Annotated in this window: 25 protein-coding genes and 1 other RNA gene; 10 read left to right on the top strand and 16 right to left on the bottom strand. The window is 62.5% G+C overall.

Annotated features, from left to right (window positions below; translation table 11 throughout):
• Positions 1-84: 84 nt before the first annotated feature.
• Together MUU55_RS03205 and MUU55_RS03210 are read left to right on the top strand one after the other, a co-directional pair.
• Complete coding sequence (locus MUU55_RS03205) at positions 85-1,167, top strand: hypothetical protein (protein ID WP_244759310.1); 1,083 nt, start codon at positions 85-87, stop codon at positions 1,165-1,167.
• 335 nt (positions 1,168-1,502) lie between these two features.
• Complete coding sequence (locus MUU55_RS03210; RefSeq protein ID WP_425314145.1) at positions 1,503-2,186, top strand: MerR family transcriptional regulator; 684 nt, start codon at positions 1,503-1,505, stop codon at positions 2,184-2,186.
• A gap of 80 nt (positions 2,187-2,266) precedes the next feature.
• Here MUU55_RS03210 and MUU55_RS03215 read toward each other — a convergent pair whose 3' ends face one another.
• Positions 2,267-3,394: an ATP-dependent DNA helicase gene (locus MUU55_RS03215; protein ID WP_244759312.1), complete on the bottom strand. Its 1,128-nt coding sequence runs from the start codon at positions 3,392-3,394 to the stop codon at positions 2,267-2,269.
• A gap of 142 nt (positions 3,395-3,536) precedes the next feature.
• Between MUU55_RS03215 and MUU55_RS03220 the strand changes: the two genes are divergently transcribed.
• Positions 3,537-4,628 (top strand): AbrB family transcriptional regulator, encoded by a 1,092-nt coding sequence (locus MUU55_RS03220; protein WP_244759313.1) that lies wholly within the window; start codon positions 3,537-3,539, stop codon positions 4,626-4,628.
• On the opposite strand, the gene MUU55_RS03225 is transcribed toward MUU55_RS03220, so the two are convergent.
• The 4 genes from MUU55_RS03225 to MUU55_RS03240 form a co-directional block, all read right to left on the bottom strand.
• Positions 4,625-4,981, bottom strand: coding sequence for a nitrile hydratase accessory protein (locus tag MUU55_RS03225; RefSeq protein WP_244759314.1), 357 nt, complete (start codon positions 4,979-4,981; stop codon positions 4,625-4,627). The genes MUU55_RS03220 and MUU55_RS03225 overlap by 4 nt on opposite strands.
• Positions 4,968-5,627: a nitrile hydratase subunit beta gene (gene nthB, locus MUU55_RS03230; RefSeq protein ID WP_244759315.1), complete on the bottom strand. Its 660-nt coding sequence runs from the start codon at positions 5,625-5,627 to the stop codon at positions 4,968-4,970. Before nthB ends, MUU55_RS03225 begins: the two co-directional genes overlap by 14 nt.
• Positions 5,624-6,199 (bottom strand): nitrile hydratase subunit alpha, encoded by a 576-nt coding sequence (nthA, locus tag MUU55_RS03235; RefSeq protein WP_244759857.1) that lies wholly within the window; start codon positions 6,197-6,199, stop codon positions 5,624-5,626. The genes nthB and nthA overlap by 4 nt, the downstream gene beginning before the upstream one ends.
• Positions 6,200-6,290: 91 nt before the next feature.
• Positions 6,291-6,884: a LysE family translocator gene (locus MUU55_RS03240; protein WP_244759316.1), complete on the bottom strand. Its 594-nt coding sequence runs from the start codon at positions 6,882-6,884 to the stop codon at positions 6,291-6,293.
• 125 nt (positions 6,885-7,009) lie between these two features.
• Between MUU55_RS03240 and MUU55_RS03245 the strand changes: the two genes are divergently transcribed.
• Positions 7,010-7,855 (top strand): aldo/keto reductase, encoded by an 846-nt coding sequence (locus MUU55_RS03245; RefSeq protein WP_244759317.1) that lies wholly within the window; start codon positions 7,010-7,012, stop codon positions 7,853-7,855.
• A 4-nt stretch (positions 7,856-7,859) separates the two neighbouring features.
• Here the strand turns inward: MUU55_RS03245 and MUU55_RS03250 are convergent, their stop codons facing one another.
• The 3 genes from MUU55_RS03250 to MUU55_RS03260 are packed head-to-tail and all read right to left on the bottom strand — an operon-like array spanning position 7,860 to position 10,941.
• Positions 7,860-8,534 carry an SEL1-like repeat protein gene (locus MUU55_RS03250; RefSeq protein WP_244759318.1) on the bottom strand — a complete coding sequence of 225 codons (675 nt, stop codon included), beginning with the start codon at positions 8,532-8,534 and terminating at the stop codon, positions 7,860-7,862.
• A 36-nt stretch (positions 8,535-8,570) separates the two neighbouring features.
• Entirely contained in the window at positions 8,571-9,143 is a 573-nt protein-coding gene (gene ilvN / locus MUU55_RS03255; RefSeq protein ID WP_244759319.1) for an acetolactate synthase small subunit, read from the bottom strand.
• 19 nt (positions 9,144-9,162) lie between these two features.
• The gene (locus MUU55_RS03260) at positions 9,163-10,941 is read right to left on the bottom strand and encodes an acetolactate synthase 3 large subunit (protein ID WP_244759320.1); all 1,779 of its coding nucleotides are present in this window, start codon (positions 10,939-10,941) and stop codon (positions 9,163-9,165) included.
• 345 nt (positions 10,942-11,286) lie between these two features.
• On the opposite strand from MUU55_RS03260, the gene MUU55_RS03265 reads away from it, so the two are divergent.
• Positions 11,287-13,425: an ATP-binding protein gene (locus tag MUU55_RS03265; protein WP_244759321.1), complete on the top strand. Its 2,139-nt coding sequence runs from the start codon at positions 11,287-11,289 to the stop codon at positions 13,423-13,425.
• A gap of 6 nt (positions 13,426-13,431) precedes the next feature.
• Here the strand turns inward: MUU55_RS03265 and miaA are convergent, their stop codons facing one another.
• Complete coding sequence (gene miaA / locus MUU55_RS03270) at positions 13,432-14,340, bottom strand: tRNA (adenosine(37)-N6)-dimethylallyltransferase MiaA (RefSeq protein ID WP_244759858.1); 909 nt, start codon at positions 14,338-14,340, stop codon at positions 13,432-13,434.
• Between miaA and serB the strand changes: the two genes are divergently transcribed.
• Positions 14,339-15,232, top strand: coding sequence for a phosphoserine phosphatase SerB (gene serB, locus MUU55_RS03275; RefSeq protein WP_244759322.1), 894 nt, complete (start codon positions 14,339-14,341; stop codon positions 15,230-15,232). The two genes, miaA and serB, sit on opposite strands and share 2 nt — an antisense overlap.
• Before the next feature lie 93 nt (positions 15,233-15,325).
• Here serB and MUU55_RS03280 read toward each other — a convergent pair whose 3' ends face one another.
• The 7 genes from MUU55_RS03280 to MUU55_RS03310 form a co-directional block, all read right to left on the bottom strand.
• Positions 15,326-16,870, bottom strand: a complete 1,545-nt coding sequence (locus tag MUU55_RS03280) for a DegQ family serine endoprotease (protein ID WP_425314127.1) — start codon at positions 16,868-16,870, stop codon at positions 15,326-15,328.
• A 119-nt stretch (positions 16,871-16,989) separates the two neighbouring features.
• Positions 16,990-17,178 (bottom strand): DUF2065 domain-containing protein, encoded by a 189-nt coding sequence (locus MUU55_RS03285; protein ID WP_244759324.1) that lies wholly within the window; start codon positions 17,176-17,178, stop codon positions 16,990-16,992.
• Positions 17,179-17,183: 5 nt separating this feature from the next.
• Positions 17,184-18,125, bottom strand: coding sequence for a protease modulator HflC (gene hflC / locus MUU55_RS03290; RefSeq protein ID WP_244759325.1), 942 nt, complete (start codon positions 18,123-18,125; stop codon positions 17,184-17,186).
• Entirely contained in the window at positions 18,125-19,255 is a 1,131-nt protein-coding gene (gene hflK, locus MUU55_RS03295; protein WP_244759326.1) for an FtsH protease activity modulator HflK, read from the bottom strand. Before hflK ends, hflC begins: the two co-directional genes overlap by 1 nt.
• A gap of 209 nt (positions 19,256-19,464) precedes the next feature.
• Positions 19,465-19,986, bottom strand: a complete 522-nt coding sequence (locus tag MUU55_RS03300) for a dihydrofolate reductase (protein WP_244759327.1) — start codon at positions 19,984-19,986, stop codon at positions 19,465-19,467.
• Positions 19,987-20,001: 15 nt separating this feature from the next.
• Positions 20,002-20,796: a thymidylate synthase gene (locus MUU55_RS03305; protein ID WP_244759328.1), complete on the bottom strand. Its 795-nt coding sequence runs from the start codon at positions 20,794-20,796 to the stop codon at positions 20,002-20,004.
• Between the two features lie 119 nt (positions 20,797-20,915).
• Complete coding sequence (locus tag MUU55_RS03310) at positions 20,916-21,227, bottom strand: DUF2853 family protein (RefSeq protein ID WP_244759329.1); 312 nt, start codon at positions 21,225-21,227, stop codon at positions 20,916-20,918.
• 245 nt (positions 21,228-21,472) lie between these two features.
• On the opposite strand from MUU55_RS03310, the gene MUU55_RS29285 reads away from it, so the two are divergent.
• The 4 genes from MUU55_RS29285 (at position 21,473) to MUU55_RS03330 (ending at position 24,064) form a co-directional block, all read left to right on the top strand.
• Positions 21,473-22,804: a putative bifunctional diguanylate cyclase/phosphodiesterase gene (locus tag MUU55_RS29285; RefSeq protein WP_244759330.1), complete on the top strand. Its 1,332-nt coding sequence runs from the start codon at positions 21,473-21,475 to the stop codon at positions 22,802-22,804.
• Between the two features lie 41 nt (positions 22,805-22,845).
• Positions 22,846-23,207, top strand: a transfer-messenger RNA (tmRNA) gene (gene ssrA, locus MUU55_RS03320).
• A 112-nt stretch (positions 23,208-23,319) separates the two neighbouring features.
• Complete coding sequence (locus tag MUU55_RS03325) at positions 23,320-23,838, top strand: SspB family protein (protein WP_244759331.1); 519 nt, start codon at positions 23,320-23,322, stop codon at positions 23,836-23,838.
• A gap of 7 nt (positions 23,839-23,845) precedes the next feature.
• The gene (locus tag MUU55_RS03330) at positions 23,846-24,064 is read left to right on the top strand and encodes a DUF4169 family protein (protein ID WP_244759332.1); all 219 of its coding nucleotides are present in this window, start codon (positions 23,846-23,848) and stop codon (positions 24,062-24,064) included.
• Positions 24,065-24,090 lie beyond the last annotated feature (26 nt).

The following is a 24,090-nucleotide window of genomic DNA, read 5'->3' on the forward strand; positions in this document are numbered from 1 at the left end:
TTGAAGGCTGTGCCATTGGGCCGCCTTGATCAGGAACCGGGAAGGAACTCAGGTAGCGACGATGGCCTCCTCCGTGGCGACACCATGAGCGGGACCGACAGGCCGGCGTGCGATCTCGTACGACGTGCACTTCATGCCGTCGTTGCAAGCGATACCTTTGCCCGCTCCGAACGTTTGCGCTCTTTCCTGTCCTACATTGTCGAGAGCGAACTTGCCGGCAAGGCGGCCCAGCTGAAGGGCTACAGCATCGGCGTAGACGTGTTCGGCCGCTCGCCGGGTTTCGATGCCGGGAACGACCCGCTTGTACGCGTGCAGGCCGGCAAGCTGCGCAAGCTTCTCGAACAGTATTACGATACGGAAGGCGCGACTGAACGGCTGCGCATTCGTGTGCCGCTCGGCAGCTACGTTCCAGAATATAGCGTCACACATGTGCTGCTGGAGAACGAGACGACGGCAAACCGATCCGCGTTGCAGCGCACGCCGCCACCGAAACGCTCCTGGCTGCCCAGGCCCGTTTCCTCTCCGCTGGCGCTCTTCTCGTTGTTGCCGCTGCTTTTCCTTGCGCCGTCCATCTACCCGGATGCAACCAGCGCGGCGATTGCGAAGGTGCAAGTTGCACTCTCGGCACACAACCGGATCGGCAGCATGGTCGAAGTTCTGCCGCAACTGAGCATCCTGCAATGCTGGCCGCAGAGCGGCGAATGCAACGCCCTTGCTCGTGCCGTCTCCAGTTCCGCAGAATATTATCGCACGGTGCGTCTTGCCGATGCGCGCCAAACCGGCGCACCGCCACCGCTATCCTATTCCATCCGCGTGGAAAACCGGACGGACGGGCTTGGCGTCTATGCACGATTGATCCACGATCAGTCGGGTGCCACGATCTATGCACGGCATTTTTCACGCGATCAGCTGAAGAGCGAGGCCGGCATAGCCTATGAAGCCGTCGCCTTCACCGCCCGAACCCTTTCAGCCAGTGGACCGCTTTACCGTCACGCCATACGCATGGGCACGGCAAGCAGCGTGATGCAGTGCCTGTTCCACAGCAGCCAGACGACGCCCCGTGGCACGCCGCATTTCGGCCAGCCGACCGCCTGCACCATAACGCCGGGCGCGGCTCTCGCCGAGGCGGCCTTCGTCGAGGAATCCGGCGCCACCCTGACGCGATAGCCCGGCCCGCCCTTTCGCAAAGCGAGAAGGTCGCCCAGGAAATACATCCCTAGATATAACGATAGGCACGCTCGGCCCCAGGGTTTATTTTATGAACCTGGGCGGATTGGTATTCTGTGCCGCTCCAGGGTTCGGGATCCCAGCACAATCTTTTTCGAGATGGATCTCCAACTCTGACGATCGCGTGCGGCTTCATCGGCGGACAGGCTGGCGGAGCGGCAATCGACAAAGGGGCGTTTTGCGTCGTCTCGATACCTCGTTCCACAACGGGGGATCGCGTCGGCGACCGGGGGTAAGGACATGACCGATCTTCTTTTTTGCGGACTGCTTTCATGATGACGAACGAGTCGAAGAAAGCATCCACCGACGCCCGCTCCGGCGCGCGTAAATCCATCCGATACCTGCCTGTGGCCCCACTTCCGGAGAATCTGCCGGCTGGACGCCTGGCGATCGCCGATATGGCGAACGCGTTCGGCGTGACGCATCGTACGCTGCATTTCTACGAGGAAAAGGGTCTGCTGACCGCAGCCCGCGTCGGCCCGATGCGTGTATACGGACCTGACGAAATCCAGCAGATGGCGGTGGTCAATACATGCCGCGAGACGGGCATGCCCGTCGCGGTCATCCAGGAACTGCTGGAGCGTCTTTCGTCCGCAGAAAGCCAGGACGAGGCTGACACGATCTTCCGTACTGCAATGACGGCGCGCAAGCGCGAGCTTGCCGCCCAGCAATCGACGATCCGTCGCCAGATGCAGCAGATCAACGAATTGCTCGATTTCACGGGTGCGCTGGAATCGGAGACCAACGACAACACGCCGCAGGCCAATCTGACATCGGCGGAGTTGCGCTGCCTCGCCCTGATGGCCGAGGGATATCCGACGAGCCGAATTGCGCGCGCACTCGAAGTCGAGCCCGGCGAAGTGCAGGTGATGGAAAAGAACATCATCGCCAAGTTCAACAGCAACAACCGTTTTCAGGCCGTCGCCAAGGCGGTCATGCTCGGGATCGTCGGCCATTAAGGCTGGCGTCAAGCGGCCGGACATGATGACCGGCCTCTCGTCTCCGCCTCCTGAAAGGCGGTTCGTCGTGCGGGTCCCAACTATCGTACGACGGTGAGCGTTTCCGCGGCGCGCGTAATGGCAGTGTAAAGCCAGCGTTCACGCGTGTCGCGGAATGCAAAACTCTCGTCGAACAGCACGACATCGTTCCACTGCGAACCCTGCGCCTTGTGCACGGTCAGCGCATAGCCGAAATCGAATTCGTCATAACGCTTGCGCGTCGACCACGGGATCTCTTCCTCGAGATTCTCGAAGGCCGCCTTCAACAGCTTGATCTTGGCCGCGCCTCGATCCATGTCGTCGTCTTCGGGCCGGATCATCAGGTTGATGCCGGGTTTCACCGTTTCCTTTGACGAACTCATCACCTGCCAGAGCGAGCCGTTGAGCAGGCCCTTGGCCGGGTCGTTGCGCAGGCACACCAGCTTGTCGCCGGACTGCGGATAGTCGGTCGTAAAACCCTTCAGCTCGCGAAGGCGCTGGTTGTAGCGCCGGCGCGTGCGGTTGGTGCCGACGAGCACCTGATCAGCCTCGAGTACCAGGGACTGATCCACCTCGTTGCGGCCGATGACACGGGCAGCACCATAGTCGCCATAACCGATGTCATTGCCTTCGCGCACCTGCATGGCGAGGCGGATGATCGGGTTGTCGCGCGCCTGCCGGTGGATGTCCGTCAGCAGGTAATCCGGCTCCTGGTTCGTGAAGTAGCCGCCGCCGGTGACGGGCGGCAGCTGGCCGGGATCGCCGAGCACGAGGATCGGCGTGCCGAAGCTCATGAGGTCACGACCAAGTGCCTCGTCGACCATCGAGCATTCGTCGACCACCACGAGGGCCGCTTTAGCGACCGGGCTCTGGCGATTGATCGAGAACATCGGCGCAATCGAGGTCTTGCCCGTCTCTTCGTCCGACACCTCTTCCTCGCCGCGCGGGCGATAGATCAGCGAATGGATCGTCTTGGCATTGCTTGCGCCCTTGGAGCGCAGCACCTGCGCGGCCTTGCCGGTGAAGGCGGCAAAGAGTACCTCGCCATCGACATTTTCGGCGAAATGCCGTGCCAGCGTCGTCTTGCCCGTTCCGGCATAGCCGAACAGCCGGAAAAGCGGTTCGCGCCCATCCTTCAGCCACTTTGCGACGGCCTTGAGCGCTTCATCCTGTTGGGGTGCGAATTCCATGCCCGGACTTGGCAGGATTCGCGTCCGCGAAGCAAGGGGCGAAGCCCCGTTCACCGGCCGCACAATCCCCCTACCCCCTGTTTTGGCCCTGTTCGCCACGACGTCGCCGCTGTATGGAAAACGCGATCCACGGAGCGATGATGTGTCCCCCGCCTCCCCGACCCCAGACGAAACCTTACCCTCGCCCACCGGCCTTGGACGCCTGCCGGCCGTCCTGCAATGGGCCTGCGTTGCCGGCCTGTCGCTGGTAGCGACCACGCCTCTCTCCATGACCGGCTTTCCGGCGGCGCTGATGATCGGCCCCATGCTTGCCGGGATCGTCGTGGCGCTTGCCGGCGGCACGATCCGCCTGCCGCGCCCCTGCTTCTTCATCGTGCAGGTCGTTCTGGCGCTGATGATCGCCGGCACGGTGTCGCAGGATTTTGTCGCCACCTTCCTAAACAACTGGCTGCTCATCCTCGCGGTCGTCTTTTCCGTGATCGCGGTCAGCGCCTTCAGCGGCTGGATGATCGCGCGTACCGGCGTCCTGCCCGGAACAACCGCGATCTGGGGATCTTCGGCGGGCGCCGCCTCCTCCATGCTGATGATGGCGGAAGCCTATGGCGCCGACATGCGCCTCGTCGCCTTCATGCAATATCTGCGCGTGCTGTTCGTCGCGAGCCTGGCCACCCTTGTCGCGCATTTTGCCGGCCATGAAGGTGCGGCCGCACCGCCGCATGCCTGGTTCGAGGCGGTGCCCCTGCTTCCGCTGGTCGCCATGCTGCTCATCGGCATTCTCGCCGGCCTCGCGGCGCAGAAACTGCGCATCCCGGCCGGCGCCTTTCTCCTGCCCTTCGCTCTCGCCTCGGTGCTCAACACCTCCGGCACCGTGACAATCATCCTGCCGCAATGGCTGCTGGTCATCGCATTTGCGCTGCTCGGCTGGAATATCGGCCTCGGCTTCACACGCGCCATCCTCCTGCATGCGCGCCGCGCCCTGCTGCCAACGGTGCTGTCCATCGTCGCGCTGCTCTGTTTCTCGGGTCTGCTTGCGGCAGCGCTCGTCGTCCTGCTCGACGTCGATCCGCTGACGGCCTATCTCGCCACCAGCCCCGGCAGCCTCGATTCGGTCGCCGTCATCGCCGCCTCCGCCAATGTCGACATCGCCTTCGTCATGACCTTGCAGACGGCGCGCCTGATCCTCGTGACCTTCATCGGTCCATGGCTTGCCCGCTTCGTGGCGGACCGGATCTAGCCAGCATTCCCCAGAAGAATAGGTTTGCCATGCGGCGTCGCTTCGGCGGCACGCGCCCAGCGATCGGAAAGCGCTGTTTGTTCCGCTTCGCTCGCCACGCCGCGCTCGGAGAGCAGCGACGAGAGAGCCGTCACCCAGCAATCGAAATAGTCGGCACCATCGACGGCACGGCCGGGCTGATGCACTTCACGCGACAGCGCCTCGGCCCATTCGGCCCAGGAAAACACGCCCTGCTCGTGCAGCCGCACCGTCATCGCAAAGGCCTGCGCCTGCCAGGGCTCGGCGAAGACCGGGTCGCCCTCGGCGGATTTCGGCAGGCCGGGCGTGTCGGCAAGCGTCTCACACCGGCTCAAGGTAGCTCTCCCAGGCGTCGATGGAGACGGTCAGGCCGGGCGCCGCGCCCTCGCCCCAGATCTCGCCGCCGTCGAACACGACGGTATAGACCCATTGCGGGCTCTCGCCCTTGCCATGAGCATTGTCGTCGGGAAACACGAAGGAACCCTGCACGGTCTCGACCACGCCCACCTTGTCGCGGGCATAACGCGGCAGGCGCGTGTGGGTCGTCGGGTTGAAATTGCGGGTGCGCACGTGTGCGCCGGCAGAAAAACGCGGTGCGGCCTCCACCGGCCGGTCGCAGGGACCGCCCTTAGCGAGCACCGCCGGCACCATATCGGCCTTCAGGACACGCTTCGGCGCGGCACCCTTTTCCAGCATCCGCCCCTCGGCCAGCTCTTCGCCGCTGACGAAGCCATGGCGCTGCAGCAATGTTTCAAGCGCGCGGATCCAGATTTCGTAGTAACTCGCCGAGAGATAGGTGGCGGGCGGGATGTTTTCGCGGGCATGCCGGCTTTCGTCGATCGTCCAGGCGCCGAAGGCGCCGCAGGACAGCGTCACGCCCAGAGCGCGCTTTTCCCAGTCGCCATGAAAATACGGTTCGTTCAGCTCCGGCGCGACCGGACCGAGGCCATGCTGGCCGCCAAGATCGTGCGGGCCGTTCATGGCCGCGCCTTCGGCATCAGCGCCAACCCGGTACCAATCATGGCGTCGCGCGTCACGAGATCGGCAAGTGCCTCCTGGTCCAGCCCCTCGGTGCCCTCGGGGCGCTGCGGCACGACGAGATAGCGCAGCTCGGCCGTCGAATCCCAGACACGGATTTTTTGATCCTCCGGCAAGGTCACGCCGAATTCCGAAAGCACGCCGCGCGGATCGATGACGGCGCGTGAGCGATAGGGCGGCGCCTTGTACCAGACCGGTGGCAGCCCCAGCACGGACCAGGGATAACAGGAGCACAGTGTGCAGACGACGAGGTTGTGCGTCTCGCCATCGTTAAACACCGCCCGCATATGCTCGCCCTGCCGGCCGGTATAACCAAGACTGGCGATTGCCGCCGTCGCATCCCGCTTCAGCCAATCGGCGAAATCCGGCTCCGCCCAGGCCTTGGCCACCACGCGGGCGCCATTGCGCGGGCCGATCTTCGTCTCATAGGTCTCAACGATGACGTCGATCGCCTTGGGATCGATCAGGCCCTTCTCCGTCAGGATGGTTTCCAGCGCACGAACACGCGCTTCCATCGGCGAGAAATGGTTGTCGTGGTGGTGATGGTCGTCGTGATCATGGTCATGCGACACGGCAGTCCCTCCAACTTCACCTCTTCATACGCCCCTAGCGCAGCATCGGCCAGAGGCTGGCGACGAGCAGCAGCGCCATGGTGATGTTGAACCATTTCAGCCGGACCGGCACGGACAGCCACTCGCGCAGCGCAGAACCGAAGCCGGCCCATGTCGAAACGCTCGGGAAATTGACGATGGCGAAGGCGATGCCGACGATCAGCACACTCATCGTGTAATTGGCCGAGTTGGTATAGGTCGCCATGGCGGAGACGGCCATGACCCAGGCCTTCGGATTGACCCACTGGAAGGCTGCGGCTTCGAGAAAGCTCATCGGCCGCGCGCCGGTCTTGCCCTCGCCGAGCGAGCGCGAGGTGCCGATCTTCCAGGCGATCCAGACGAGATAGGCGCCGCCGGCGAATTTCAGCGCCGTATAGATCAGCGGCACGGCCTCCAGCAGCGCGCCGAGCCCGAAACCGACGGCCAGCAGCAGCACGAGAAAGCCGACACCGATGCCGCACATATGCGGGATCGTGCGCACGAAACCGAAATTCACGCCGGAGGCGAACAGCATCATGTTGTTCGGGCCGGGCGTGATGGATGTCGTGAAGGCGAAGACCAACAGCGCCAGAAAGATTTCGATCTGCATGGCAGTCTCTTGTGATCCGGATTGTTTTTCCCGATTGATAGTCCATCTCTTGGCTACGACCAGCCAATTCTTGTCATACATACAATTCGGATTGCTGATGTATGGCGTCTCTCTTGGAGTGCAGCATGAAAGCGGAACTACCGGCAGTCACCCTTCCCGGCGGACGACAGGTCCCAGCGCTCGGCCTCGGCACCTGGCATATGGGCGAAGGCGAAGCATCGCCCGAAGAGGAGGCCGCAAGCCTGCGTGCCGGCCTCGATCTCGGCATGACCGTCATCGACACGGCGGAAATGTATGCCGATGGCGGTGCGGAGGAAGTCGTTGGCGAGGCCATCAAGGCGCGGCGCGACGAGGTGTTCCTCGTCAGCAAGGTCCTGCCCTACAATGCCAGCCGCGCCGGCACGATCGCCGCGTGTGAAGCCAGCCTGAAACGTCTCGGCACCGACCATATCGAGCTCTACCTCCTGCACTGGCGCGGCCGCCATCCTTTCTCCGAGACGGTGGAGGCCTTCGAGACGCTGAAAGCGCAGGGCAAGATCGGCGCCTGGGGCGTCTCGAACTTCGACGTCTCCGACATGAAGGAGCTGCTGGAAGACGCCGAGCCGCTTCGTCCATCCGCCAACCAGATCCTCTACAATCTCGCCCGCCGCGGCATCGAATTCGATCTCTTGCGCTGGAGCCAGGTACAGGGCATCCCTCTCATGGCCTATTCGCCGCTCGATGAGGGCCGTCTGCTCGGCCATCCCGTGCTGGAAGAGATCGGCCGCATCCACAATGTCGGCTCCGCCCAGGTGGCGCTCGCCTTCCTGCTCACCAAGGCCGGCGTCATCGCCATCCCAAAGTCGGGTTCGCCCGAACGCGTGCGCGACAATTTCCGCGCCTCGGAAATCCGCCTCACCTCGGAAGACCTGCGCCTGCTCGACGAAGCCTTCCCGCCGCCGACCCGCAAGCGGCCGCTGGAAATGATCTGAGCGATCATTCCGCGCCGGCGCCGAGCTCCTGCATCATGCTTCTGGCGTAGTCGCAGGCCGGGAAATCCGGTTTGATCTCGCAGGCTTGCAGATATCGCCGCTGCGCGGCGTCCATATCCGGCGCCACCCCCTCGCCCAGCTGGTAGGATTGCCCGAGCATCGTGCAGCCCCAGGCATCGACGTCGCCGCAGCTGAAGGAAAATGTCCGGAAATAGCAGGACGCAAGTTTTTCCGGATCGGTCGCAAGCATCGGATCGCCGTCATATTGCGCGTTGCGAATACCAGAAGCTCGATTGGTGCATCCACCGCGACTGCCCAGCGCACAGGCTTCGGCGAACAACATCTGGGAGAGATGCGACGAAACGGCAGGGATAGCCTTCTCATAGGCCCGCCCAAGCGCGAAGCAGGCACTCTCATTGCGCCACTCCATGCACTCATGATGGCAGGCTTCGATGTCCTTTTCGCAGCGCTCTTCAGCCCATTCGTCGCTCGACCAGAGGCTTTTCCACAGCGGACGGGCTGTTCTTGCAATATCCGCCGGGCAGACTTTGTAACGCGACTGGATTTCGGCATTGCCGAGCACGAGATTGCCAATGGCGTCATAGCCGGCAGGAGGAGCCGCGCCGGCACCAGCATCCTGCGCATGGATTGGCGACGATAACGAGATCATCGCCAGCATCCATGTAGCAGTCAGCCGATGCCGCGCGGCAGGCAATTACATGCCCTGCGGGCCGCGGTTCATAGCGGCAATGCCCGTACGGCAGACTTCGGACAGGCCGAGGGGCTTCATGACGGCCACGAATTGGTCGACCTTGGACGACTTGCCGGTGATCTCGAAGATGAAGTGGTCGACGGTCGCGTCGACGACCTTGGCATGGAAGGCATCGGCAAGGCGGAGCGTTTCCGCGCGCATCTCGCCGGAACCGGTCACCTTGACCAGCGCCACTTCGCGTTCGATCGGCCGTTCCTGGCCCATCGTCTTGGCGCGAACCGTGAGGTCGACCACGCGGTGGACAGGGACGATGCGCTCGAGCTGCGACTTGATCTGCTCCAGCACGCTCGGCGTGCCACGCGTCACGATGGTGATGCGCGACAGGTGCGATTCATGCTCGGTCTCGGAAACCGTGAGGCTTTCGATGTTGTAGCCGCGGCCGGAGAACAGGCCGATGACGCGGGCAAGGACGCCCGGCTCGTTGTCGACGAGCACGGAGAGCGTGTGGCTCTCCGCGACCTGGGTTTCCTTGGCGATGAAATAGGCAGAACCGGTGGGTTGAAGGTGTGCGTTCATATCAGTTTCTACCTTTTCATCAAACGAGCTGGCGGCCCTTGGCGTCGATCGCGTTGGCGACCGCTTCGTCCGTGGCCTCGTCGGGCAGCAGCATTTCGTTATGCGCCTTGCCCGAGGGGATCATCGGGAAGCAGTTGGCGAGGTTCGCCACGCGGCAATCGAAGATGACCGGGCGCTTGACGTCGATCATCTCCTGGATGGCGCCGTCGAGATCACCGGGCTTGTCGCAGGCAATGCCGACGCCGCCATAGGCTTCCGCCAGCTTGACGAAGTCGGGCATGGCTTCCGTATAGGAGTTCGACAGGCGGTTGCCGTGCAGCAACTGCTGCCACTGGCGCACCATGCCCATGTACTGGTTGTTCAGGATGAAGATCTTGACGGGCAGATTATACTGGACCGCACAGCTCATTTCCTGAATGCACATCTGGATCGAGGCGTCGCCGGCGATGTCGATGACGAGGCTGTCGCGGTGCGCGACCTGCACGCCGATCGCCGCCGGGAAGCCGTAGCCCATCGTGCCGAGGCCGCCCGAGGTCATCCAGCGGTTCGGCTGCTCGAAACCGAAGAACTGCGCCGCCCACATCTGATGCTGGCCGACTTCCGTCGTAATGTAGGTGTCGCGGTCCTTGGTCAGCTCATAGAGCCGCTGGATCGCATATTGCGGCATGATCACGTCGTCGCTGTGCTTGTAGGCGAACGAGTTGCGGGCGCGCCACTTGGCAATCGACGTCCACCAGTCGCCCTGAACCGCCTTGTCGTAATCCTTCGCACCGGCGCGCCACAGGCGAACCATGTCCTCGAGGACGTTGCCGACATCGCCGAGGATCGGAACGTCGACACGGACGTTCTTGTTGATCGAGGACGGGTCGATGTCGATGTGGATCTTCTTCGAGTTCGGCGAAAACGCGTTCAGGCGGCCTGTGATACGGTCGTCGAAGCGCGCGCCGATGCAGACCATGACGTCGCAGTCATGCATCGCCATATTCGCCTCGTAGGAACCGTGCATGCCGAGCATGCCCAGCCAGTTCTTGCCCGAGGCCGGATAGGCGCCGAGGCCCATCAGCGTGGAGGTGATCGGGAAGCCGGTGATCTCGACCAGTTCACGCAGCAGGCGCGAGGCCTCCGGACCCGAATTCACGACGCCGCCACCGGAATAGATGATCGGACGGCGGGCGCCCTTCATCAGGCTGACGGCCGCCTCGATGGCACGCGCATCGCCCGAGACCTTCGGCTGGTAGGATTTCTGAGCCGGCGCGGCCGACGGCGGCGTGTAGGTGCCGGTGGCGAACTGCACGTCCTTCGGGATATCGACGACGACAGGACCCGGGCGGCCGCTCTGCGCGACGCGGAACGCCTCGTGGATGATGCGCGCGAGGTCGTTGACGTCCTTGACCAGCCAGTTGTGCTTGGTGCAGGGGCGCGTGATGCCGACCGTGTCGCATTCCTGGAAGGCATCCGAACCGATGAGCGTGGTCGGAACCTGACCGGTGAGGCAGACAAGCGGAATGGAATCCATCAACGCATCCTGCAGCGGGGTGACGGCATTCGTCGCACCCGGACCCGACGTGACGAGCATGACGCCGACCTTGCCGGTGGAGCGGGCGTAACCTTCGGCCATGTGGCCGGCGCCCTGCTCGTGGCGAACGAGGATGTGCTCGATATCGTCCTGCTGGAAGATCTCGTCGTAGATCGGCAGCACGGCGCCGCCGGGATAGCCGAAGATATGCTCTACGCCGTTGTCTTTCAGCGCCTGCAAGACAATTTCGGCGCCTGTCATCTGGTTTTCTGTTCCGCTCATCGGTTTCCCGTCCGTCTCTTTCGTATTTCCAGGGTGCTTATCGAATTTTCGGGCATAAAAAAAGGCCCCTTGGAGGAGCCTGCTTACCGCGCATGGGTGCTTTCGCCGGATGGTTACACCACCCTGCCCATGCGCGTTCCCACCACAAGAATAATAGAAGTCAGATTTTTCATGGAGCGAAGTGTTAGCTACAAAGCCAACACACGTCAACGCTTTTCCGGATGTTTCGAAACGGCACGGAAACCGGCGTGCCGGCCGAAAGGTGAACCAAGGCTGCGCCGGCACGAAACGTCTTATTAAGCGGCACCCGCTAGACTTCCGCTTTGATGGCAAGGAGTGCCGTGATTGCTGAACAGTGATTTTCAGAGTTCCATCGTGGCGGGCGAACAGGAACGTCGGGATGATGCGTTGCAGGGCAACCGTCTGATGGGCCGTGTCGTGGCCTGCAACGGTTCGCACGCCACCATCAGCGCCGTCGCCGAAAGCGGGCAGACAGCACTTACCGAACTGTGGGCCGTCGGCCGCCTCATCTCGATTTCCGTCGGCCGCAATCGCATCGTCGCCCTCGTCTATTCCATGGCCACCGATCAGCAGAGCTGGGTGGAGAACCGCGACACCGTCTTCCGCATCGAGGTGGAGCTTCTCGGCGAAGTCCATGTCGGCCCTGACGGCCGCGAGGAGTTTTCCGCCGGCATCACTGACTATCCGCATCTCGGTGCCATCGCACACCGCATTCGCGCCGCCGACCTCGCGAAGGTCTACGATACCGGCAAGAACGACGTCTGCGCCATCGGCAAGCTGACGCAGGATGAAAGCCTGGACGCCACGATCCACGTCCCGTCCATGCTGGAAAAGCATTTCGCCATCGTGGGAACCACCGGCGTCGGCAAGTCGACCTCCGTCGCACTGTTGCTGCACAAGGCCATCCAGGCCAATCCGCGCCTGCGCGTGCTGATCCTCGACCCGCACAATGAATTCGCCTCCGCTTTCGGAAATCTCGCCGTCGTCATAGACACGGATACGCTGGATCTGCCCTTTTGGCTGTTCCGGCTGGAGGAATTCGCCGAAGTGGTCTTCCGCGGTCGCCCGCCGGTGCCGGAAGAAATGGACATTCTGCGCGACCTCATTCCCGAGGCCAAACGCGCCTTCCGCGGCTCCAGCGACAATGGCCTTATGCGCCGCGCCAGCGAAAAGAGTTCGGTAACGTCGGATACGCCGGTGCCTTTTCGCATCGCCGACCTGCTGGCGCTTATCGACGAGCGCATCGGTCGCCTCGAAGGCCGCGCCGAGAAGCCGCATCTGCGCTCGCTCAAGGTCAAGATCATGTCGGCGATCAACGACCCGCGCTACCACTTCATGTTCTCCTCGAACACCATCACCGATACGATCCTCGACACCATCGCCCGCATCTTCCGCATTCCCGGCGACGGCAAGCCGGTGACGACGTTCCAGCTCGCGGGCATTCCGTCCGAGGTGGTCAATTCCGTCGCGTCCGTTCTCTGCCGCATGGCCTTCGAAATCGGCCTGTGGAGCAATGGCGGCGTGCACATGCTGGTGGTTTGTGAAGAGGCGCACCGCTACGTGCCGGCCGACCCGAAGCTCGGCTTCCTGCCGACGCGCCAGGCCATCGCACGCATCGCCAAGGAAGGCCGTAAATACGGCGTTTCGCTCGGCATCATCACGCAGCGCCCCGGCGAACTCGATCCGACCATCCTGTCGCAGTGCTCGACGATCTTCGCGATGCGCCTCGCCAACGATCACGACCAGGAGATCATCCGGTCGGCGATTCCCAATTCCTCGTCGTCCACGACGAGCTTCATCTCGTCAATCGGCAATGGCGAAGCGATCGCCTTTGGCGAAGCGGTCGCGGTGCCGATGCGCATGCGCTTTTCCCGCGTGGACTCAGACCGCCTGCCCAAAGCGAACGGCACCGGCGTGAAGATCAACGAGGAGACGCCGCAAAGCGTCGACCTGCGCAACATCGTCGCGCGCATGCGCGCCATCACCGGACCCGACATTTCCGGTTTCCAGAACGCCTATCTCGCCACGCAGAGCCAGGGCGCCCTGCCAACGGGCTATGAGGACGCACCTTACGAGGACGAAGAAGGGTATATCGACACGCTGCAAAACGCAGCATCCGCACCACGCCCTTCAGGCACGGTACCGGCACAGGATCCCTATCGCCCCGCCGCGACCGCGACGGCGCCCGAGACGTATCGCCCGGCCGCTGCAGCGCCCATGCATGAGCCCTACCGCCCCGACATGCTGCCAGGTGCCGCCGGCGCCTACGATCCTCCGGCGCAGGAACGGTTCGAAGCCATCCGCCGCGAGCTGACGACGGATCAGGCGCGCCCTGCCGTCGATCCCTACCGGCAGCCGGCCCGCCCGGCCTTCGGCGAACCACAGCCGGAGCAGCCAAGGCGCGAAGGCTCGATCCGCGAACAGCTGCTCAAGAAACCTCTAAGCAGCCTTATCCGCCGCTGAACCTCTTCAAGTGTCTGCCAAAGGATCGATCCGCCGCCAGCTTTCGTCGAGCTGGTTGCGGAACCAGGTCATCTGGCGTTTGGCATATTGCCGCGTCGCCGCGGCCCCCCTCTCGATCACTTCGGCCTCGCGCATCTCGCCCGCCAGCATGGCCGTAATCTGCGGCACGCCGATCGCCTTCATGACAGGCATGGCCGGCGAGAGATTTTGCGCGAGCAACGCCCTCACCTCCTCCACCGCACCCAGCTTGAGCATCAGGCCGAAACGCCGATCTATGCGAGCAGCCAGAACGGCACGGTCCGGCAGAACGACGATCTTTTGCGCCCGCTCCGGATCGATCGCCGCCGGCCCCGACATCGACTGGAAGGCAGAGATTGACTTGCCCGTCGCTTCGATCACCTCAAGCGCCCGCACGATGCGCTGGCCATCGCCGACCATCAGCCGTGCAGCTGTTTCCGGGTCGCGTTCCGCAAGATCCCGGTACAGCGCCTCCGCGCCCTCAACCGCGAGCCGTGCGCGAACCCGTTCGCGGATATCGTCGGGAATGGCGGGCATATCCGACAGGCCGCCCGTCAGCGCGCGAAAATACAGTCCCGTACCGCCGACGAAGACCGGCAGCTTGCCTCGCGCGCGCAGCTCTATCAGCAGAGCACCAGCCTCGCGCAGCCAGTCGCCGGTGGAATAGGTAGCCCCAGCAGGAACATGGCCGTAGAGCCGGTGTTCGATGCCGCCCATCTCGCCGGGCTGTGGGCGCGCGGTGAGCACGTTCAGCGTGTCATAGACCTGCATGCTGTCGGCATTGACCACGACGCCGCCGTGCTCGGCGGCAAGGCGCACGGCAAGCGCGGACTTGCCGCTGGCCGTCGGGCCCGTTATCAGGATCGCGTCCCGCTTTTGATCAAGGTTTTCCATCATGGCTTTCGTTGCCACGCTTGTCGCCAATCCGTCAAACCCTGTTCTGACCGCAGCGCTCGCCGAAAAGGCCGCCGAGGCCGTCAATGCGTCCGGCCTCTACTGGCTCGCCGACGGCATCGCCTGCGACATCGCGCTGCGCGACGACAGCGATCCGGATGAAGCGGGCGGTAAAATCCGCGCCGTCATCGGCGACGCGCCAATCGATCTGGCCGTGCAGAACGCCGAGACACGCCGCAAAAAGCTTCTCATCGCCGACATGGATTCGACGATGATCGGTCAGGAATGCATCGACGAACTGGCCGCCGAAGTCGGCCTCAAGGACAAGGTCGCCACAATCACCGCCCGCGCCATGAACGGCGAGATCGCCTTCGAGCCCGCGCTTCGCGAGCGCGTCGCCCTGCTCAAGGGCCTGCCGATCTCCGTCGTCGACGAGGTCATCGAAAAGCGCATCACGCTGACGCCGGGTGGTCTCGAACTCATCGCCACCATGAAGGCAAAGGGCTACTACACCGCCCTCGTCTCCGGCGGCTTCACCGTTTTCACGAGCCGCATCGCCGCGACGCTGGGCTTCGACGAAAACCGCGCCAACCTCCTTCTCGACGCCGACGGCAAGCTGACTGGCGAAGTCGCCGAACCGATCCTCGGCAAGCAGGCCAAGGTCGATGCGCTGAACGACATCGCGACGCGCCTCGGCATTACCCCTGATGAAGCCATGGCCGTCGGCGATGGCGCCAACGACCTCGGCATGCTGCACCTCTCCGGCGCCGGCGTCGCTCTGCATGCCAAGCCCGCTGTTGCGGCCGAGGCGAAAATCCGCATCGATCATGGGGACCTTACCGCGCTGCTCTACCTGCAGGGCTATCGCAAGTCCGACTTCGTGATCCCCGCCTGATCCCATGCAAAAGGCCGTTGAAGCGACGCTCCAACGGCCTGAATCGATCTCTCTGTTGCCGACAGCAAGTCCCTGACGGGGCTTTGCCTTTTATCAGTCGATGCGAACCGTGATGTAGCGCAGAGCGCCGGTGCGGTTGGCGATCATCATGAGCGCGTTGCGGCGGTCTTCCGACTTCAGCTTGTCGACGCGGGTCCTGACCTCCTCGGCGGTCGCCACCGTTTCCTGGCCGATCTCAACGATCACGTCGCCCGGCACGATGCCGCGCTCGGCGGCGGCGGAGTCCGGAGCAACCTCGGTGATGATAACACCCTTGACGCTTTCGACGATATCGAAGGTCTTGCGCGCATCCGCGTCGAGATCGCTGATCGCCATGCCGAGCACCAGATCGGCTTGAACGGGTGCGGCCTTCTCGCCGGTCTCGGGCGTCGTGCCCTCTTCTGTCGTGCCGTCTTCCTGCGTCACTTCGTCTGCAGCATCCGCCTGCTTTTCACCGTCTTCGAGACGGCCGAGCGTAACCTTGACGGTGATCTCCTTGCCGTCACGCAGCAGCTGCACATCCACCGCCTTGCCGACCGGGCTTTCCGCAACGACGCGCGGCAGATCGCGCATCTCGTGCACATCCTTGCCATCGAAGCGGATGATGACGTCGCCCGTCTCGATCGAGCCGTTGTCGACCGGACCGCCCTTGATGATGCCGGCCACCAGCGCGCCCTTGGTCTCCTTCATGCCGAGGCTTTCGGCAATATCGTCGGTGACGGGCTGGATGCGCACGCCAAGCCATCCGCGACGCGTCTCGCCATAGTCGCGCAGCTGCGTGAAAATGTTCTGCGCCAGCTCCGTCGGTACGGAGAAGCCGATGCCGATCGAGCCGCCCGAGGGCGAGATGATGGCGGTGTTGATGCCGATGACCTCGCCCTTCATGTTGAACAGCGGGCCGCCGGAATTGCCGCGATTGATGGCCGCATCCGTCTGGATGAAGTTATCGTAGGGGCCGGCATTGATGTTGCGGCCGCGCGCCGAAATAATGCCGACCGTCACCGAACCGCCCAGGCCGAACGGATTGCCGATCGCCATCACCCAGTCACCGATACGCATCACGCGGGAATCGCCGAAGGGCACGGCCTTCAGCGGCGCTTTCGGCTCGACCTTGAGAAGTGCAAGGTCGGTCTTCGGGTCGGTGCCGACGAGCTTGGCCTTCAGCTTGGAGCCATTGGCGAAATTCACCTCGATATCGTCGGCGCCCTCGATGACGTGGTTGTTCGTCGCGATGAAGCCCGAGGGGTCGATGACGAAACCGGAGCCGAGCGAATTGACCGTCTGGCCCTGGTTGCCGCCCTCGCCGCCTTCGCCCTTGAAGAATTCGTCGAAGAAGTCCTGGAAGGGCGAGCCCTCCGGCACCTGCGGAACAGGCGCCTTGTCGTCGCTCTTGACGTTCTGCGAGGTGGAAATGTTGACGACGGCGTCGAGCAGGCTCTCGGCGAGGTCCGCCACGGATTCCGGACCGTTGTTCGCCGGCTTCACCTCGGCGGCGGCCGGCACGGTGAACGGTGCGCCTGCCACCAGCGAGAATGTTACCGCGAGCGCAAGCGCCGCTTTGGCTGCGCTGGACGTCGTCTTCAAAGCCATATCAGGCATCCCCATTCGTTCCGGATCTCATGGCGAGTGTTTGCCCCGGATACGGCAAAAATCAGTCCGCCACGCTGAATTGATGTGAAAGTCATGCCCGTCTTCGCGGGTCGCTGCAAGAGCCGCCGTCATGCGCCCCGGATGAACCAGACCATCAGTACGCCGAGCCCGACGGCGAAGAGCCCGCTTGCCCGCAGCTGGTTCTCGGGAATGCGCGGCAGCATTTCCGCCATACGCCTCAAAACCGAAGGGGCCAGTGCGTACACCAGCCCCTCGATGATCAGGAAGAAGGCGATTCCCGTCAGGAAATCGGCCATGGTCTTCAGTTCGCGGTCGACGGCGTCGTTGCCGTGCCGGAGGTCGCGCCCGTGGATGCCGCAGGCTTGTTGCCGGCTGCATTCTCGAAATAGCGGAAGAACTCCGACTGCGGCGACAGCACCAGTGTGGTGTCGGACGAACCCATCGCAGCCTGATACGCGCTCATCGACCGATAGAAGTCGAAGAAAGCCGGATCCTGCGAGAAGGCCTGACCGAAGACGCGGTTGCGTTCGCCGTCGCCTTCACCGCGCAGGATTTCCGAGTCGCGCTGCGCGTCCGCGATGAACTCGACGACCTGACGGTCGGCGATGGCGCGGCGGCGCTGGCCGGCTTCGTTACCGCGGGCGCGGATGAGCTCGGCTTCAGCCAGACGCTCCGCCTTCATGCGGTCATAGGTCTGCTGCGAGACCTCCTGCGTCAGGTCAGTACGGCGGATGCGCACATCCGAGATCGTCAGGCCGAGGTTCGAGGCGTCGTTGGTCAACTCGCCACGGACTTCGCGCATCATCGAAGCGCGCTCTTCGGAAAGAGCGGATTCGAAGCCACGCAGACCGTAGACACGACGCAGCGCCGCATCGAGACGGGTGCGCAGGCGCGATTCCGCCGATTCCCGGTCACCCGAGACGGCCTCGCGGAAGCGACGGGCGTCCGTGATCTTGTAGACCACGAAAGCATCGACCTCGTAGAACTTGCCGCCCGAGACCTGGACGCGGATGTCGTCGAGATCGAAGCGCAGCGCCTGGTCCTGGATGTACTGGACGCTGTCGGCATCCATGAAGCCGAAGGGCAGCTTGAAATAGATGCCCGGTTCGGTCTTGACGTCCTGGATCTGGCCGAAGCGGATGACGATCGCCTGCTGGCGCTCGTTGACCACGAACACCGAGGAATAGGCGATGAAGAGAAGAACGCCGACGGCGACCAGGATGGCTGGCAAACGGTTACCCATTACTGCGTACCTCCCGCCTGCTGGCCCGTCGTGCGGCCCAGTTCGTTGAGGGGAAGGAAGGGTACGACCCCCTGTCCGCCCTGATTCTCGTTGATGATGACCTTCTTGGAGTTCTTCATCACGCCTTCCATGGTTTCAAGGAAGAGACGCTTGCGGGTAACATCGGGCGCTGCCTTGTATTGTTCGTAGATGGAAAGGAAGCGTGCCGCCTCACCTTCCGCTTCCTTGACGACACGGTCCTTGTAGGCGGCCGCCTCTTCGCGGATCTGCGCGGACTGACCGCGGGCAAGACCGAGCTTCTGGTTGGCGTACTGGTTCGCTTCTTCGACGAAGCGGTCCTCATCCTGCTCGGCACGCTGCACTTCGTCGAACGCGTCGGCCACTTCGCGCGGCGGCGCCGCGTCTTCGATGGCGACGGTGTTGATCGAGATGCCGGCGCCATAGGCGTCCATGGTCGCCTGGATCGTCGTCTTCACGCCCTCGGCGATCGCCTGACGGTTATCACGGAAGATGTCCTGGGCCGGACGGCGCCCGACGACTTCGCGCATGGCGCTTTCGGCGACCTGCTGCAGCGTCTCGGCGGGATATTCGAGATTGAAGAGGTAGGCCTGCGGATCGGTGACCGAATAGAGCACCGAGAACTGGACGTTGACGATGTTCTGGTCACCCGTCAGCATCAGCCCCGAAGCGTCGGAATTCGACGACGCCGCGCGGCGGCCGATATTCTGCTGCTGTTCGGTGATCTTGACGAGTTCGACGGTCTCGAAGGGCCACATATGGAAATGCAGGCCCGGCATGGAAACTTCCTGCTTGGGCTTGCCGAAGCGCAGCTCGACGCCGCGCTCATCCGGCTGGACGGTGTAGATGGAGTTCATCAGCCAGAAAACGCCGAGAAGCAGGAGGCCGATCACAACGGCGCCGCCGTTGAAACCACCCGGCATGACGTTCTTCAGCTGGTTCTGGCCACGTCGGATGATTTCCTCAAGGTCCGGCGGGCCGCCACTGCCGTTGCCGCCGCCACCGCGGGGCCGGTTCGGACCCTGCCCCCATGGCCCCTGATTGTTTCCACCACCGCCGCTGCCGCCGCCACCCCAAGGGCCGCCGCCGCCATTCTGATTGCTCCAGGGCATCAATACCTCTTTCTTTCGAATCCCCTTGGCGCATCTCCGCAAACCGCGAAAATCCGCCATCGATCTGTTGCTGAGCGTTTCGCGGATTGTTTCGCCGCGCAACGCTAGGTGAACCCGTTATAGGTATCCCTCGGGCACCTTTCAACAAATCCGCGACGGGATGCGCGCCCGTGCGGCAAAATAGTTCGTGATCGGCGCGATTTGGAGCTTCAGGCCGCTGTTTTCCGGCGCCAGGTGACGAAACGCATGGCGTGGCTGTCCTTCTCGCCCTGGGGAATGGGCTCCTCGACGACCTTGTCGAACACGGCCGGGTCGATTGCGGGGAACCGCGTGTCACCTTCGATATCCGCCTCGACATGGGTGACGTGGAGAATATCCGCCCGGTCGAAGACCTGCGCATAGATCTGCCCGCCGCCGATGACGCAAACCTCGTCAACACCGAGCTTTTCGGCTTCGCGGCGCGCCGAGACCAGCCCCGCGTCGAGCGAGGAGACCACCTCGGCGCCCGGTGCGGAGAACGTCGTATCCCTGGTGATGACGATGTTCGGGCGGCCCGGCAGCGGCCGGCCGATCGAATCCCACGTCTTGCGGCCCATCAGGACCGGCTTGCCGAGGGTCAGCAGCTTGAAGCGCTTGAGGTCGGACGGCAGGCGCCATGGAAGGTCGCCGTCACGGCCGATAACACCGTTTTGCGCCACGGCGACGACGAGGACGATCTTGGCTTGGCTCATGCGAATTCCCGGAAATCAGACGGCGATCGGCGCCTTGATGGATGAATCAGCTTCGTAGCCGATCAGGGTGAAGTCCTCGAATTTGAAGGAGAAAAGGTCCTTCACATCGGGATTGATCTTCATGAACGGAAGCGGCTTCGGCTTGCGCGTCATCTGCGTGCGCACCTGCTCGAAATGATTGGCATAGATATGTGCATCGCCGAGCGTATGCACGAAATCACCCGGCTGCAGCCCCGTCACCTGCGCCACCATCATGGTCAGTAGCGCGTAAGAAGCGATGTTGAAGGGCACGCCGAGGAAGATGTCGGCCGAGCGCTGGTAGAGCTGGCAGGACAGTTTTCCGTCCGCCACATAGAACTGGAACAGGCAATGGCACGGCGGCAGCGCCATCTCGTCGACGAGCGCCGGGTTCCAGGCCGAGACGATGTGGCGGCGGGAATTCGGATTGCGCTTAATGCTATCGATGACCGCGACGATCTGGTCGAGATGACGGCCGTCATGGGTCGGCCAGGAGCGCCATTGATAGCCATAGACCGGGCCGAGTTCGCCCTTCTCGTCCGCCCATTCGTCCCAGATGGTGACGCCGTTGTCATGGAGATAGCCGATATTGGTATCGCCCTTCAGGAACCACAAGAGTTCATGGATGATGGAGCGCAGGTGCAGCTTCTTGGTCGTCAGGACCGGAAAACCCTCCGACAGGTCGAAGCGCATCTGGTGGCCGAAGACGCCGCGCGTACCCGTGCCGGTCCGGTCTCCGCGGTCGGAGCCGTTTTCCATCACATGGGCGAGAAGGTCGAGATATTGCTGCATGGTCGCCGCCGATTCGTTGTCCAGCGTGAGATACTAATGCGCGAACGGCGGCGACCAAAGGGCGAAATGGGATTTCCCCGTTTTCCCCAAGACTGTGTGTTGTTCAGGCCGAGCCTTTCTCAGGCGAGCGCGCCGAGTTTCCCAAGTTCCCTGGCCGTCAGATAGTAGAAGGTGACCCGCGATTTCGAGCGATCGTCGGCCATCGCCTTGCAGACGGCCTCTACCGCCTTGTCGGCGGCATCGCCCGTGATGCCGAACTTCTTGCCGCACCACTTCTCCTTGACGCGGTCGAGTTCCGCGGGGTCGGAGCAGGAGACCAGCGAGGAGTCGCGGTTGCGCAGCGCAATGCCGAGATGGCTCACGATCTTCTTGACGATGGCCTCGTCGGCACCGCTGTCATATTTGCGGACATCTGCGAGATAGTCGGTCATGATGTTTCCTCTACTCCCTCGACCAGGGTACGCCATCATGGCGGCCTGATGCCAGGCCATGTTTTTCAAGCCGCCAAGGCAAGTCAAGCTCTAATAAACGCCGGCGTTGTGGCATCGGAAGCGGCAAACTAACCCCGAGTTACTGGTGGTGCGTATTTTTGCACTTTCTGAAGGAATGTCGCGTAGGCATAATCACAAACGGCCTGCCCGACAGGCCCAACAACAGCAATGACGGTTCGCATCACGTGAAGCAACTCGAAGACCAATCCCGGCGCTTCAGGCTTGCCTATGGCACGGCCGCGTTAACGGTTGGCATTTTGACGACAGGCTGGGGGCTCGTTTTCGCCTACATGCAGGCCTGGTCGCTTGCAGTCATGGATGCGGCCCTGATCGTGACGGCCTTTGCCAGCTACGCGCTGACGCGCCGCCATCAGCTTTCGGCCGCCCTCTTCCTCTCCCAGTTTTCATTCCTTGCCATCGTCATCGTCTTCTGCCTGCTGTTCGATGTGCCGAGCGCCGTGGCGCCGCGGGTCTCCCATCTTTTCCTGCTTGTTCTGGCCCTTCTCGGCTACATCAACTACCAGCGCGAAAACTCGCGCCTTCAGGTCGCACTGATCGCGCTCTGCCTGGTATCCTTCGTCTTCTTCGCCAGCACGAATTTCCGCGTGCCCTACGCCGATCCGATCGCTGACGAATTCCGCATCTACGGTTCGTGGCTCAACACCATTGTCGCCATTATCATGCTCTGCGGCGGCGTTTACGCCATGCAGCGGGAGTTTGCGCGCAATCTCGACCAGGCCCGCGACCTCAAGGCCGCACTGACAAACCGGGAATTCGAGCTTTTCTATCAGCCTCAGGTCGATCAAACCGGAAAACTGACGGGCGCCGAAGCGCTGCTGCGATGGAAACGGCCGGGCGGCGGATACGTCTCCCCTGCCGAATTCATTCCCGTTGCGGAGGAGGCAGGCTTCATGCCTGTCATCGGCGACTGGGTGTTCAACGAATCCTGCAAGACGCTCGTCTTCTGGCAACAGGATGCAGCAACGCGCGATCTGAAGCTCTCCGTCAATGTCAGCGTCGACCAGTTCATGAAAGACGACTTCGTCGACACCGTGCTTGCGCGCCTGACCACGCTCGAAATCGATCCGACCCGGCTCAAGCTGGAACTGACCGAAAGCATGATGGCCGACGATGTGGATCTCATCGTCAGCAAGATGAGCGCACTGCGCACCGCTGGCGTCACCATATCGCTTGACGACTTCGGTACCGGATATTCCTCGCTCAGCCACCTGCGCCGCCTGCCCATCCACGAAATCAAGATCGACCGTTCCTTTGTGCAGGAAGCACCCGGCAACAAGCGCAACCAACTGCTTCTAAAAAGTATTTTCGACATCGCCCGCACGCTCGACATGTCTGTCGTCGCCGAAGGCATCGAAACAAAGGAGCAGTTCCTTCTGCTGCAATCCTTCGGCTGCACCGTCTTCCAGGGCTATTATTTCGGCCGCCCTTTGCCGCTGCCGGGGTTCCACAAGCAATGGGCCCACGACAGCGCGCCGCCGCTTGCCGAAACGGCCTGATCCACAGCGCGGCGCCAACTTCCGCAAATCCTTGTCACAAAGCCCTTTTCTTACCCGTCGGGAATGCCTATATGTGACGTGCTGCCTCGGCAGCTATGGCAATAAACGGGCGGTGTAATAAACCCATTGGACCCGGGGGCGGTACCCGGCGCCTCCACCAAAAACCGGTCAACCCTTGACGGACCGGCTTTTGATGGGGGCGAAATAGGATCGACAAGGGCGTAAAGATCGACTTTTTGCTCGGCATTGTACCACCGTTATCGGGCTAAACTTGTAGTTGCAAACGACAACTATGCGGAAGCTCGTCTCGCTGCTTAATCGCGGTGTGACACTTCACTCAAAGTCCTGACGGGTCGCACCGGCAGGCGGGGTCCGAAGGCACCTGGCAACAGAAGCCTTCACCTTCTCCAATCCCTTGAAATGGTCTATAGCTGTGCCAGATGACTCGTGCCGGAAGGCATGAGATGAGACGCAATGCCTGAATACAAAGGCATCAGGAAGAAAGACAGGAACGGATGGCGCAAGACCACATTCGCTACGACATTCTCGCTCAGGACGCGCTGCGCAGCGTCATTCGCAAGGTTTTGTCCGAAGTCGCGGTTACCGGTCATCTGCCCGGTGAGCACCATTTCTTCATCACCTTCCTGACGAACGCCCCCGGCGTGCGCATCTCGCAGCACCTCAAGGCGAAATATGCCGAGCAGATGACGATCGTCGTGCAGCACCAGTTCTGGGACCTCAAGGTCACCGAGAGCCTGTTCGAGATCGGCCTCTCCTTCTCCGATACGCCGGAAAAGCTGGTCATTCCCTTCAACGCGATCCGCGGCTTCTACGACCCCTCGGTAAGCTTCGAGCTGGAATTCGACGTGCCGGCCGTCGAGGAGGAGGAAGAACACTCCGCCGAGATTACCGCCTATCCCGCAGTGCCCGAAAAGGCCGAGGATAACGGCGATGAGCCGACGCCGCCGACCGGTGGCGACGACAACAAGGGCGGCTCCGTCGTCTCGCTCGATTCCTTCCGCAAGAAGAACTGAGTTTCCGATGAGCGGCGACGTCGTCAATCTTCGCCAGTTCCGCAAACAGAAGGCCCGTTCCGACAAGGAAAAGCAGGCCGAGCAGAACCGGCTGACCTTCGGTCGCACGAAGGCCGAGAAGACATTGACGCGCGCCCTCAACGAGAAAGCGGAAAAGACCCTCGACCAGGGCCGCCTCGAGCAATATCACCACGACAAAGAGCGGCCCGACGAGACCAAGGACTGAAAGCTTTTCAAGCCTTTACCGGGAAA

The organism is Shinella curvata (genome assembly GCF_022899935.1).
Classification (GTDB): Bacteria; Pseudomonadota; Alphaproteobacteria; order Rhizobiales; family Rhizobiaceae; genus Shinella; species Shinella curvata.